Source organism: Methylobacter sp., from assembly GCF_004322395.1.
Taxonomy (GTDB): Bacteria; Pseudomonadota; Gammaproteobacteria; order Methylococcales; family Methylomonadaceae; genus Methylobacter_A.
The window spans coordinates 30,001-43,177 of sequence record NZ_SCTW01000010.1 but is presented as its reverse complement, the minus strand read 5'-3'; the positions used below and the strand labels follow the sequence as shown (position 1 = coordinate 43,177).

11 protein-coding genes are annotated in these 13,177 nt (G+C 45.3%); 1 reads left to right on the top strand and 10 read right to left on the bottom strand.

The annotated features are described in order from the left end of the window. The 10 genes from EPO18_RS02155 to EPO18_RS02110 all read right to left on the bottom strand — a co-directional run. Positions 1-1,231: TonB-dependent receptor plug domain-containing protein (locus EPO18_RS02155; RefSeq protein ID WP_292429877.1), on the bottom strand; the 1,231-nt coding region annotated here is incomplete at its 3' end. Further along, the gene (locus tag EPO18_RS02150) at positions 1,224-2,165 is read right to left on the bottom strand and encodes an ABC transporter substrate-binding protein (protein WP_292429875.1); all 942 of its coding nucleotides are present in this window, start codon (positions 2,163-2,165) and stop codon (positions 1,224-1,226) included. The genes EPO18_RS02155 and EPO18_RS02150, both read right to left, overlap by 8 nt. 202 nt (positions 2,166-2,367) lie before the next feature. Continuing rightward, on the bottom strand, positions 2,368-3,153 hold the full coding sequence (locus EPO18_RS02145; protein ID WP_292429873.1) for a PhnD/SsuA/transferrin family substrate-binding protein: 786 nt from the start codon (positions 3,151-3,153) through the stop codon (positions 2,368-2,370). An 826-nt stretch (positions 3,154-3,979) separates the two neighbouring features. After that, entirely contained in the window at positions 3,980-4,441 is a 462-nt protein-coding gene (locus EPO18_RS02140) for a DUF192 domain-containing protein (protein WP_292429870.1), read from the bottom strand. A 496-nt stretch (positions 4,442-4,937) separates the two neighbouring features. Further along, complete coding sequence (dapB, locus tag EPO18_RS02135; protein ID WP_292429868.1) at positions 4,938-5,741, bottom strand: 4-hydroxy-tetrahydrodipicolinate reductase; 804 nt, start codon at positions 5,739-5,741, stop codon at positions 4,938-4,940. A 3-nt stretch (positions 5,742-5,744) separates the two neighbouring features. Further along, entirely contained in the window at positions 5,745-6,884 is a 1,140-nt protein-coding gene (gene dnaJ, locus EPO18_RS02130; RefSeq protein WP_292429865.1) for a molecular chaperone DnaJ, read from the bottom strand. Positions 6,885-7,090: 206 nt separating this feature from the next. After that, positions 7,091-9,025, bottom strand: a complete 1,935-nt coding sequence (gene dnaK, locus EPO18_RS02125; RefSeq protein WP_292429863.1) for a molecular chaperone DnaK — start codon at positions 9,023-9,025, stop codon at positions 7,091-7,093. 70 nt (positions 9,026-9,095) lie between these two features. Beyond that, on the bottom strand, positions 9,096-9,707 hold the full coding sequence (grpE, locus tag EPO18_RS02120) for a nucleotide exchange factor GrpE (protein ID WP_292429862.1): 612 nt from the start codon (positions 9,705-9,707) through the stop codon (positions 9,096-9,098). A gap of 65 nt (positions 9,708-9,772) precedes the next feature. Then, positions 9,773-10,828, bottom strand: a complete 1,056-nt coding sequence (hrcA, locus tag EPO18_RS02115; protein ID WP_292429860.1) for a heat-inducible transcriptional repressor HrcA — start codon at positions 10,826-10,828, stop codon at positions 9,773-9,775. Positions 10,829-10,988: 160 nt separating this feature from the next. Further along, the gene (locus tag EPO18_RS02110; RefSeq protein WP_292429858.1) at positions 10,989-11,969 is read right to left on the bottom strand and encodes a malate dehydrogenase; all 981 of its coding nucleotides are present in this window, start codon (positions 11,967-11,969) and stop codon (positions 10,989-10,991) included. A 336-nt stretch (positions 11,970-12,305) separates the two neighbouring features. On the opposite strand from EPO18_RS02110, the gene EPO18_RS02105 reads away from it, so the two are divergent. After that, positions 12,306-13,163, top strand: a complete 858-nt coding sequence (locus EPO18_RS02105; protein WP_292429856.1) for an NADP-dependent methylenetetrahydromethanopterin/methylenetetrahydrofolate dehydrogenase — start codon at positions 12,306-12,308, stop codon at positions 13,161-13,163. Positions 13,164-13,177 lie beyond the last annotated feature (14 nt).

Sequence of the window (13,177 nt, the reverse complement as noted above, 5' to 3'; positions counted from 1 at the left end):
GTAAACTTTTTAACGGATTCCAAACATCTTCAATATAAACGCCCCAGCGCTCTCGCGTTCTTTCTTTGGCGGTAGTAGACGATGCCGGCATCAAATGGGCCGGATCAATTCCAGATTGATCTATAAGATTCCCCTGCTGCTCTTTTGCATAGGAAAATCCACTAATTACGGTTTGCGCGTTACTGACATGATAATTGGCTTGAATTTCACCTCCAGTACGTGTGTCCTGGAGACCGAAACGAGCAAATTGAGCTGGCGCAAGTTGCCATATGTTATCAATGCTAAAAAAATCGTGAAATATTTGGGTATCTACCGTTAAATTATCTTTAATTTTCCAGTTTCGGCTCAAGCGCAGGAAATAATCGTTATAATCCTGTTGAGTCCTGTCATCGCTGAGAATAGATGTTGCCCCAAAAAATGTGCCTGTCTTTTTATTTATATAACGCCCGTCCAGTTTAAAGTCCTGATAACCTAACTGCCATTCCAAGTCATATCGGCCTTCAGTAAGTTGGCTTCTACCGGGAGCCGAAGAAGTAAGGCCTTGTATGCTCAAACTATCGGCGGGTATCGGCGAATTAATACCGTTGGTATCGGTAAAATTAAAATGCAATGCGGCTTCGGCGCTATTGTCAAATTGCTTGCCCCAAGATGCCCGGTATTGCTGGGTATCGAAACTCCCCCAACCGGCTGAGGTATGCAATCCATTCAAATCCTTGGCGTTTTGAGTGATGATATTAATCACGGCAAGAAAAGCATTAGCGCCATATAAAGCCGAACCCGGTCCACGCACAACTTCCACGCGCTTGATCGTATCAACCGGTAAATCATCGTAAACCCAAGTACTGCCGGCATTTTGCAGATTATGATCCAACGGATGACCATTCAACATAATCTGCACTTTTTCGGATAACGATGTTTTAACACCGCGAACTTCAATTTCACGAATTCCAATCTGATTTTGAGTAATACCGATACCCGGAACTAAACGCAATACATCCAACAAATTACGTGCACCGATATGCGCAATATCATCTTGGGTAATAACTGTCGTTGTGGCAATAGTCTTGTCCACATGCTCTACAATTTTCGAGGCAGTGACCACGACCTGTCTTTCAGCAGCCAGATAAGCCAATTCGTTTTCCAAGCTGTCATGCTCCGCTGATATTTCCGCAAAAGCGCTCGAACTCAAGATCAGGGCTCCGACCGGTAAGATGTATAAATATTTAATCATGCTTATCACACCCCACAATTTTATTAACCGAATCCAGGGCGTCTTGATTGAAGTTGAGTTGTAATGCGTCGATAGCGCATTTGTTTAAAGTTACCGTTGAGCCTGCAGGGCTTTGCACTGTACCCGCCGACACTTTATCCTTATCCATCATCAGGGCTAAATTCGCAGACTGCCGCCCAAGCGTTGCAATATCCGCAGAAATGGCCAAAACCGCACCTTGCTCTATAAACACATCACTGTAGGCATATACGGGCTTCTTTTGTTGTTTCGCCGATTGGAAAATTTGCTGCACCGCTTCTTTACTGCTTAAGACTACAGGGTCTGGAATAATCCAGAACATATCTATTTTCGGCAGCAATTCATTGAGTGCATCATTAATCTCTTGTGCATCATTAATGGGCCGATTAATGATATTTATGCCTAAGGCTAAGGCATCTTTTTTAATGGCTTCTATGTATTCACGGCTAAATTTGTCACTGTAGAATAAACCTATCGTTTTAACTGCTGGAAAGAAATAGCGTAATAAAGATATTTCTTGTGCCGACGATAATTCGTTAGCTACACCATAAGTTTTTTCACTGATGTTCAATCTTCGCCAATTTATAGCAGCTGAAAATACCAATTTTTTGTTAGGAGCATAATTTCGCGCTAACGAATAAGCTTTGGTTCCTATGCAATAAATAAGCACTGGATTTTCTTGCTGGATTAATTGCTTCAGTTCCGCCTCGGCATCGGCATGAGTGTCTAAGTTGAATTCTGCCCATTGATAGCCATTCTGTTGTAAGACTTTTTTAAATTCACTAGCGATTTTTTCATATCGATAGACAGCATTGTCGCTGTTAACTATCAGTATTTTATTCGACTGGGCAAAACCGGCATTAGCCAAAAAAAGAGTCAACAGGATTAGGAATTTACAAAAACTTATCATTTTCATAGTTGATCCCTGTCTTTATTCGACGTACTGCTATGCTGCATCTGTATTGCTTTGGGTTGCTGCTTCAGACGCGGCATTAATTTCCACATCCTTCGGGTTGTATCTCCTGCATAGCTCACAGTGATATAGAAAATACAGGTTTTGTATAATGCTATAGGTGATATGTTGTTGATTAATGCTGGAGTGATTATTAAAGGGTATTTCATTTCAATGTTCTCCAGCCATCTATGCCCAATAATTTTAAATTTGCTTCACCTTCCTCTGTCTCGGACATTTTGCGTAACACCTCAAGTAATTGAGCTTCTTGTTGATCCGGTTTTTTCAGTGTTGCTGCGATTAGTAAATAATCCTTTTCACTAAAACCTAAGCTATGTAGTTCTCGAAATTGATTAGGATTCATCATCGCCAGCTTATCTAAACCGCTTTCTGCGGAAATGGCAGCGGTTGCCATGCCAAAACCCACCGCCATTACTGCATCGATGTCTTTAGGTACAATGAGTATTTTGATGTCTTTAAGCAATGCCTCGTGCTCTTTACCGAGTATTTGCTTCAATACACTTTGGATGTATTCTTCGCTTCCTGCTCCGGCGACTACAGTATTTTTAAGCATCGCGACATCGATAATGTCTTTTTTCGCGCTTAATACTTTTCGTTGTGTTGTATTACCCTTGGATGTTCCGATTAAGGCAATTTCCAGCGGCACTTTCTTCTGCTGTAAAGCTTTTAAATGCCAACTGGATAATAAATAAATATCGCCTTTTTTCTGGATTGCTGCTTCAAAGTTTTCTCTAAGATCGAAAGGCTGGAAGTAATAGCCACCATGGTTCACCAAATAAATATCAAAAGCCATTTTTAACGTGGCAAAATTATTGATGTTTGTTTCTGTATTGTAGAAATAAATAATCGGCCTTACATTCGAATAGGCAGACCAATAACCTCCGGTAATAAATACGAAAAAGATAAAGAAAATAGAAAAAATGCGTTTCATTTTTAGTATCTTTCGTTAAATCCGCATTTTACTTGCCAGAAAAGAAAGCTTAGGGTTGAACATTTAATATTCTTCAAATTTATAAAAATTAGTAATAATATCCCTTAAAGAGAAATAAATCACTGTAAATAATCCCCTGAACATATGGTTCGGCTGAATAAATTGAGATATAGTCAAATATGATGCACGAACAATTTGAATTAGAGCATTTCTTCGTTAGTCAAAAGCATAACTTACGTTTTTAAAAACATTCAGGCATTTCTCGGCGTGGAACGGATCCATACTCTGCCGATAGTCTGCCAAAGCTTGTCATGTAACGATGCTAATCGTCAGCAGTTTTTGGCGTTGCTGCATAATACGGTCAATCGCTACGATTGATATTGCCACGCTTATTGCCTAATGAACAATCACTATCATTTGCTGATTGAAACCAACACGCCAACCTTGTCCAAAGGCATGAAGTTCCTCAAAGTAAAGGACAGCCTTCACCCTGGTAACAGTTGAAAAACCAGATTTTTCTGGGCGATGATTATTTTGGAAAAAATATACAATGCAAGCTCAACCCCGAGCAATCGCTTAAAGACATATCCTAAAAGCAAAAACAGCCCCCATAAAACCATTGAGCTATTTTGCTGAGCGCGATCAAACCCGCGACGAAAGTATGACCCAAGCGTATCGGAGTAGATACTATACACTTGCCCAAGTGGGTGAATATTTTGGTATGAGTTAAGCCACCGTGAACCGGGCAGGAACAGATGGAAAAGAAGACAAATAATGTCAAATGTAAGGCCTGTTTTGACCCTACCTGTTTCCCGTCATACCCACATCAATCGAATCGAACTCCATCGTTTCGCCTAACAACCATTCCACTGCCGATTCCTCTATCATCGAACCACCCTAGCGGTACTTCTAATGCATAACGCACTTCTTCTTTCGCGCAATGCTTTTTAGTGCTAAGAGGATACATATCTGCCATATTGACGATCATTCCGTCGCTCCGAATGAAAGCTACTGAAAGCGGCATGAAGGTATATTTCATCCACATACATAGTTTTTTTTGCTGCGGCAATACAAAAAGCATAGCCTCACCGTCATCCAATGGCAGATGAAACTGTAAACCGCGCTGTTGGTCTTCTTCGCGAATCGCTAAATCTGCCTGCAAATTATAAGGCCCAATCCACAAAGTTTGGCTTGATAGTTTGGGAGGAAGTAATAAAAAAAACACAAGAATCAGCAGCAGACCAACTAAAGTTGCAAGCCGAATATTCCGATACCAACCGTCAGTCATGGCAGAATGTTTTTACCATCTGAGTTTGAGATTCAATAAAACAGACACATACATAACCAATATGGGTCAAGAACTTGATTACTTACTTATGTTTCTTATGGGTTAACAAAAACATAAGAATTCCAATTCAATACTTTCGGATTCAGGCACCGAAGTAGGGGGGCTCAGATTGAGGCCATGCCGCAATAGGCATGAAAGCAACGGCGAGAGTAAGTAGAATTTTCATCTGTGGCCCCTTATAAATTAAGCTCAAAATACGTGTGATGGAATTATAAAATCATCTCGCGCCTCATCAATTGTTCAATTAACCGATAATTTTCCTGAATTTTCTTTACGGCTCCCAAGAAAGTGCTTAATAGTCGGGTTTATGCACCCATATATTTATATCAAGTACCAAAAAGCTATTTTGATTCATAAAGGGATTTAGTCAATGTGCTATTTTCTCTAACGATAGCCAGATAGGTACATGTTGTTTATGCTCCACATATCGCCCCAATCAAGAAAGCCCCAAAACATCCTGCATGTCGTACAAGCCGGTGTTTTTATCCGCCAGCCAGACCGCAGCCCTGACTGCGCCATTGGCGAAAGTCATGCGGCTGGTGGCTTTATGAGTAATCTCTACACGCTCGCCGTCGTCAGCAAACATCACGGTATGCTCGCCGACGATGTCTCCGGCGCGTATCGTTGAGAAACCGATGGTTTTCCGGTCGCGCTCACCGGTATTGCCTTCTCTGCCGTAAATCGCGCAGTCTTTTAAATCCCGGCCTAGCGCGTTGGCGACCACTTCACCCATGCGCAATGCGGTGCCGGACGGGGCATCGACTTTATGGCGGTGATGGGCTTCGATTACCTCAATGTCGGTGTAATCACCCATAACTTTGGCGGTCATCTCCAGCAATTTGAGCGACAGGTTAACGCCGACACTCATATTCGGCGCCATCACGATCGCCACATCCTTTGCCGCTTCGCTGATTTGGGCTTTTTGCTGATCGCTGTAGCCGGTAGTACCGATGACCAGTTTTTTCCCAGTCTCGCGGCAAATGTCGATGAATGCCATCGACGCATCGGGGCGGGTAAAATCAATCAACACGTCGAATTGATCGATGACCGACGCCAAGTCATCGCCGACTTTGACGCCGACCACACTGATGCCCGCCAGTTCACCCGCATCGCGGCCTATGGCAAGACTTTCCGGACGGGACACCGCAACGGCCAATTCGGCATTTTTAGCCAGCGCCGCTGCTTTAATCAAGCAAAGGCCCATACGGCCGGACGCACCTACTACAGCAATACGCATCATGACTTATCCTGTGAGTTTATCGAAAAAGTTCTTTACGCCGTCCGTCCATGAGGACTCTTGAGGGCTATGATGCTTACCGCTACCGGACAAGGAATCGCTGAGCTGTTCAACCAAGGCTTTTTGTTCTTTGGTTAGATGTACCGGCGTTTCAACTTGCACTTTGCACATCAAATCGCCGACCGGCCCTCCTCTGACCGGCTTAACGCCTTTGCCGCGCAACCTGAATAATTTGCCGGTTTGCGTTTCAGCAGGGATTTTTAATAGCACTTTGCCGTTTAAGGTAGGCACTTCCAATTCACCGCCCAAGCAGGCGGTAGGAAAGCTGATCGGCACTTCGCAATATAAATTTGCGCCATCGCGGGTAAAAATCTCATGATCTTTTACTTGAACCTGAACGTAAAGATCGCCTGCCGGTCCACCGTGTTCTCCGGCCTCACCTTCCCCGGCCAGACGTATGCGATCGCCGGTATCGACACCTGCTGGAATTTTTGCAGACAGGGTCTTATTTTCCTGGACTCGACCCTGACCATAGCACACGCCGCAAGGATCTTTTATTTGTTTGCCGGTGCCGCGGCAGGTTGGACAGGTTTGTTGAACCGAAAAGAAACCCTGTTGCATTCTAACTTGACCATGACCGTGACAAGTCGAACAGATGATAGGACTGGAACCCTTTTTGGCGCCGGAACCGCTGCACTCGCCGCAGGTAACCAGCACCGGTACGCGGATTTTGGCATCGGTGCCGAATACGGCTTCTTCAAGCGTTAATTCCAGATTGTAGCGCAGGTCCGAACCGCGCTGAACGTTGCTCCGCTGCTGTCTCCCTCCGCCGAAAATATCACCGAAAATATCGCTGAAGCTTTCGCCTGCGCCGAAACCGCCGAAACCGCCGGCTCCACGTCCACCGCCCATCGAAGAGTCAACCCCAGCATGGCCGAATTGATCATAAGCAGCGCGTTTTTTAGGGTCGGACAAAACTTCGTAAGCCTCTTTAATCTGCTTAAACTGGGCCTCAGCTTCCACCGGATTGTCTTTATTCCTATCCGGATGAAATTTCATCGCCTTGCTGCGATAGCTTTTCTTAATCTCTGCATCACTGGCGTTTCTGTCTACACCGAGAAGCTTATAAAAATCTTCTTTTGCCATGGTTCAATATTCTATTGTTGGATTTTGATGATTATCATCGTCTGATTTTGTCCGGGATACCCCGTGAAGAGGATAAGAGACGGGTTACTAAACCGCAAAAAGAACACGAAGGGACACGAAGTTTTTTCTTCGCGAGCTTCGTGTTCTTCGTGGTTTTATGCCTTAAGTTAATGCATAAGGGGATAAGGTACACCCCAATTTACATTTTATTTCTTTTCGTCGTCTTTAACTTCTTCAAACTCGGCATCGACAACACCGTCATCCGCCGCAGTATGATGCTCTGAAGAAGCATGTGCGCCGGACGCTTCACCTTCAGACGCCGATTTTTGCGCGTAAACGCGTTCGGCCAGTTTACCTGATAACTCGGTTAAGTCGTGAGTTTTGGCTTCGATTGCCTCTTTATCATCGCCTTTAATTACGGCTTTTAGCGACTCAATCGCGTGCTCAATGCTGGTTTTTTCATCGGCACTGACTTGATCGCCCAGTTCTTTCAGCGATTTTTCAGTCGCATGAATCATACCGTCCGCATGGTTACGCGCTGCCACCAATTGCGCCAGTTTACGGTCTTCATCGGCATGCGCTTCGGCATCTTTAATCATGCGTTCAACTTCGTCATCCGATAAACCGCTGGATGCTTTTATGACGATGGATTGTTTTTTGCCGGTCGCCTTGTCTTTGGCAGACACGTTCAAAATACCGTTGGCATCGATGTCGAATGCGACTTCGATTTGCGGCACACCGCGCGGCGCAGGTGGAATATCGGCCAGGTCAAAACGTCCCAGCGACTTATTCGCCGATGCGACTTCGCGCTCGCCTTGCAATACATGAACGGTCACTGCGGTTTGATTGTCGTCCGCGGTAGAGAACACTTGCGATGCATTGGTCGGGATCGTGGTGTTTTTCTCTATCAGTTTAGTCATCACACCGCCCATTGTTTCGATACCCAGCGATAACGGGATAACATCCAACAACAACACGTCTTTAACTTCACCGCCCAAAACGCCAGCCTGGATCGCCGCGCCTAAAGCTACCGCTTCATCGGGGTTAACGTCTTTACGCGGTTCTTTACCGAAAATGGCTTTTACCATTTCCTGCACTTTCGGCATACGGGTTTGACCGCCGACCAAAATCACGTCATTAATATCCGAGGCCTTTAGCTTCGCGTCTTTCAGGGCTATTTCACAGGGGCCTTTAGTACGGTTAATCAGCTCTTCAACCAGCGATTCCAGTTTGGCGCGGGTCAATCTAACGTTCAAATGCTTAGGGCCTGACGCATCTGCGGTAATATAAGGCAGATTCACATCGGTTTGCTGGCTTGAAGACAATTCGATCTTGGCTTTTTCGGCCGCTTCTTTCAAACGCTGTAAAGCCAGCGGATCGTTATGCAAGTCAACGCCGCTTTCTTTTTTAAATTCTGACGCAAGATACTCAATGACTCTTGAGTCGAAATCTTCACCACCGAGGAAAGTATCGCCATTAGTCGATAACACTTCGAATTGGTGCTCGCCTTCTATCTCGGCAATTTCAATAATCGAAATATCGAACGTACCGCCACCTAAGTCATACACTGCAATTTTGGTATCGCCTTTAGGCTTATCCATACCGAAAGCCAATGCAGACGCAGTCGGCTCATTGATAATACGTTTAACTTCAAGACCGGCAATACGGCCGGCATCTTTAGTGGCCTGACGTTGCGAATCATTAAAATAAGCCGGTACCGTGATTACCGCTTCAGTAACTTCTTCGCCTAAATAGGCTTCAGCGTCTTTTTTCAACTTCATCAAGACGCGAGCCGAAACCTCGGGAGCCGCCATTTTTTTACCATGCACTTCAACCCAGGCATCGCCGTTTTCAGCTTCGACGATTTTATAAGGCACCATTTTAATGTCTTTTTGTACGACATCGTCTTTAAAACGGCGGCCGATCAAACGTTTGATCGCAAATAATGTGTTTTTGGGATTGGTAACGGCTTGGCGTTTTGCAGATTGTCCAACCAATACTTCATCGTCACTGGTAAAAGCAATAATGGAAGGTGTGGTACGTGCACCTTCGCTGTTTTCAATTACTCTTGCTACGCCGTTTTCCAAAACTGCGACGCACGAGTTTGTTGTTCCTAAATCTATGCCGATTATTTTAGCCATTGAATTCTCCGGGCTTGAATTTATTTAAAAAGTAAAAGTTGTTACAAATATGAGGCTGCTTTATTTGATTTCAAGCCTGTTCATCAATGCTATTAATATCTTCCGGCTTTTTTTCGACTGCTTTGGCGACCAAAACCATCGCAGGGCGGAGCAAGCGCCCGTTCAACACATAGCCTTTTTGGAAAACGTTAACCACGGTATTGGGTTCAGCGCCTTCTACTGCGTGCATGGCCATAGCCTGGTGCAGTTCGGCATTAAACGGCTGGCCAATCGGATCAATCTCTTCAATTTTGAATTTCGCAAATACTGATTCGAACTGTTTAATTGTGAGTTCGCTGCCTTCACGGAATTTTTTCACTTCTTCGCTATCGCCTGTTGCAGCCTGCAAACCTAACACCAGACTGTCTAATACCGGCAATAATTCCTTGGCAAAACCCGTTAAAGCAAATTTGTGCGCATCTTCCAGGTCTTTTTGCGTTCTTCTTTTCAGGTTTTCCATTTCTGCCTGTGCGCGAACCGCTTTATCCCAATTCTCTTGCGCTTTTTGCTCAGCCTGAACCAACGCCTGCTGTAACTCCTCAATCGTGGGTTCATGCTCGATTAATTCGGTATGCGGTGGCTCATTAACCGTTTCGCTTTCAGTTTTAACCTGAGATTCAGGCGCTTCCTGATCAGTACTCATTATTTATAGCTCCTTAACATTTAAAATTAATATCCATGCCCAACGGCACAAACAACAGATATTATTTATAATGGGGTCGTCGATTTTGGATTCAAGGCGGCGCCCAACAATTTTGCCGTGACATCGACATAAGGGATAATTTTCTCGTAGGCCATGCGTGTCGGGCCAATGACGCCCAGCACCCCGACCACTTCATCACTGACCGAATACGATGAAGTCACTAAACTGCAATGATCGAAAGCCCGATAGCCGGATTCTTCGCCGATAAAAATCTGTACGCCGTCGGCTTTCATGCATTGATCCAGCAAATGGATAACGCCCTGCTTTTGGCTGAATGCTTCAAATAGGTTTTTTAGCCGATCCATATCCGATAACTCGGAAAACCCCATCAAATTGGTTTCGCCGGTCAGCACATAATCATCTTTTTTATTGCTATGATCGAACGCCAGCTGCGCCATTTTCACCGCATCCAACATACCTTGGCTGACGCGCTCCTGATCTTCCTGCAAATCTTTTAAAACAGCTTTGCGAATCGCATCAAGGCTGCGCCCGGAATAAATCGAGTTTAAATAATTGGCCGCCTGCTGTAGTTCGGCGGGACTGAAAACTTTGGAGGTGTGGATGATTTTGTTATGGACTTCCTGCTCATTGGTAACAAAAATGACCAGCACGCGGGTGTGAGATAAAGATAAAAACTCAATATGCCTTAGACATACCAGCTCTCTTTTGGGTAAGGTCACCACTCCGGCCATTTGTGTTAATTCCGAAAGCAGCCGCGACGCAACGCCGATCACATCGCCGGTGTCCTCGCTTACCGACAAACTTTGATGTAGCAGGGTTAAATCTTTCGATTCCAACGGCTTAACCGTTAATAAGGTATCGACAAACAAACGATAGCCGCTGACCGTAGGCACCCGGCCCGCCGAAGTATGCGGTGAATGCACCAGGCCCAAATCTTCCAGATCGGCCATGACATTGCGAATAGTCGCCGGACTTAAATTTAAATCCGAATCTTTGGATAAAGCCCGTGAACCCACCGGCTGACCATCATTGATATAGCGTTCGACCAGCATTTTCAGTAGCTGTAGCGACCGCTCATTTAAAACCTGCGTATTACCCACACCCAACCTCTGCGACTAAAATTAGCACTCCATTAGGACGAGTGCCAGCGGCGCAAAGTATCAGCTCATCGAACTATTGTCAATAAACCTAAAAGTTAAGCAACAACAAACCTTTACTCCTAATTTAAAATGACGATGAACTTGGTTTAAAACCGTCTCTCTATTTCAATAAATACTTAACCGCGTCCCTTTCTTCTTTTAATTCAGCCTCGGTGATCCGCATTCTTTGCCTGCTAAAATCGTTAATATCCAGACCTCTTACTATATTAACCTCGCCGTCGACTACTGTTACCGGGAAAGAATAAACCAGCCCGGATTCAATGCCGTAAGCACCGTCCGATAACACGGCCATACTCACCCAGTCACCAGCTTCTGTGCCCATAGCCCAAGATTTCATCTGACCTATCGCTGCATTTGCGGCCGAGGCGGCACTGGACTGCCCCCTGGCTTTGATGATTTCCGCCCCCCGCTGCTGAACAACCGGAATGAACTCATTAACATACCAATCGTTGCCAACCAAAGACAACGCATCCTGTCCCTTGACCTTGGCATGAAAGATATCGGGATACTGAGTAGTCGAATGATTGCCCCAGACAGTCATGTTTTTTACGTCAACCGGCAAAACGCCGCATTTTTCCGCCAATTGACTTAGAGACCGGTTATGATCCAACCTTGTCATTGCGGAAAAGTTCTCCGGCCTTAAGTCCGGCGCATTGCTCAGCGCAATCAGGGCATTGGTATTTGCAGGATTTCCAGTTACCAAAACTTTTACTTTTCTGCTTGCGACATCGCTTAAGGCTTTGCCTTGAACCGCAAATATCTCTGCGTTCACTTCCAATAAATCCTTGCGCTCCATGCCCGGCCCTCTTGGACGTGCGCCGACCAAAAACGCATAATCGACATTTTTGAATGCTACTCTAGGATCATCTGTAACTTTAATGCGATGCAGTAAGGGGAAAGCGCAATCTTTTAACTCCATGACCACACCTTGCAAGGCGTTCATTGCAGAGGGTATTTCAAGCAAATGCAATATGATCGGCTGATCGGCTCCGAGCAACGCACCAGCAGCCAATCGAAACAGCAGAGAATAACTAATTTGCCCTGCGGCGCCTGTGACAGCAATGTGAACGGGTGTTTTCATCTGTTTCTCCTTTAATTTTATTTCCTAAGATTAGCCGAAAGACACCAAAATAATCGGAAAAATACCCCATTCCCGACGATTGGATGATGCGGGAGTAACATAGCGGTGTGCCAACAATGCCCGGCAACTGCAATATAACTTAATTTTCACAGATAATAACGAAGATAAGCCTTAGCAAGCAAGCATATCGAGAAAAGACGCCAAGATTACAAGCCATATCCAATAGTAAGCGGCCTAAATAAGGCAGTGTTTTGTTTATTGAGTATAATATGCCGGTCTGATAACCGCATTCATACATACTAGCCAAATCCACCACGAGTAATTTAGAGTAATTTAATGAAAAAACTGTTATTCCAATTCGATACAGACACTCACCCTTCAGTTTTCGATACTGTTGTAGCCTATGATGGCGGTGCAGATCATGTGATCGGACACGGAGGATTGACGCCTGAAAATATATCGGCTCTGGTAGAAGGCGCGATATTTACTCGTGCGCCTAAAGACAAGAAAAATACCGCCATTTTTGTCGGCGGCAGTGACATGATAGCCGGTCAGGCGCTATTTATTGCCGTGCAAAAACACTTTTTTCCAGGCTTTCAGGTGTCGGTCATGCTCGACAGTAACGGCAGCAATACCACAGCCGCCGCCGCTGTTGCAAAACTTGCGTCCAGCGGCACCCTGGCCGGTAAAAAAGCGGTAGTCTTGGCCGGTACCGGCCCGGTAGGTCAACGTGCCGCGGCAATGCTGGCTAAAGAAGGCGCAGAAGTCACATTGACCGGCCGCAAAATGGCGCGTGCCGTTCAAGCCTGCGACAACATGAAAGCGCGCTTTGGCGTAGATTTGACCCCTGTTGAAGCATTCGATAACGATGCCCGAGCCAAGGCCATTGAATATGCAAATATCGTTTTTGCCACCGGCGCGGCAGGTGTAGAACTGCTTTCGGCCGATCAATGGCAGCATAATACCAACATTGAAATGATGGCCGATGCCAATGCTACGCCTCCTTTAGGCATCGGCGGAATAGAGGTAATGGACAAAGGGACTGTCCGCAACGGCAAAATCATCTGGGGCGCTATCGGTTTCGGATCGTTAAAGCTGGCATTGCACCGAGCCTGTATCGCAAAACTATTTGAGGATAACAAACAGGTTTTCGATGCCGAAAATATCTTTGCGCTGGCTAAGGAAATGGCGTAAACAGCTACAGAGCC

Coding starts and splice junctions, on each gene's coding strand:
- EPO18_RS02150 (WP_292429875.1), bottom strand. CDS start 2,165: ATGAAAATGATAAGTTTTTGTAAATTCCTAATCCTGTTGACTCTTTTT.
- EPO18_RS02105 (WP_292429856.1), top strand. CDS start 12,306: ATGAAAAAACTGTTATTCCAATTCGATACAGACACTCACCCTTCAGTT.
- dnaK (WP_292429863.1), bottom strand. CDS start 9,025: ATGGCTAAAATAATCGGCATAGATTTAGGAACAACAAACTCGTGCGTC.
- dnaJ (WP_292429865.1), bottom strand. CDS start 6,884: ATGGCAAAAGAAGATTTTTATAAGCTTCTCGGTGTAGACAGAAACGCC.
- EPO18_RS02145 (WP_292429873.1), bottom strand. CDS start 3,153: ATGAAACGCATTTTTTCTATTTTCTTTATCTTTTTCGTATTTATTACC.
- grpE (WP_292429862.1), bottom strand. CDS start 9,707: ATGAGTACTGATCAGGAAGCGCCTGAATCTCAGGTTAAAACTGAAAGC.
- dapB (WP_292429868.1), bottom strand. CDS start 5,741: ATGATGCGTATTGCTGTAGTAGGTGCGTCCGGCCGTATGGGCCTTTGC.
- EPO18_RS02140 (WP_292429870.1), bottom strand. CDS start 4,441: ATGACTGACGGTTGGTATCGGAATATTCGGCTTGCAACTTTAGTTGGT.
- EPO18_RS02110 (WP_292429858.1), bottom strand. CDS start 11,969: ATGAAAACACCCGTTCACATTGCTGTCACAGGCGCCGCAGGGCAAATT.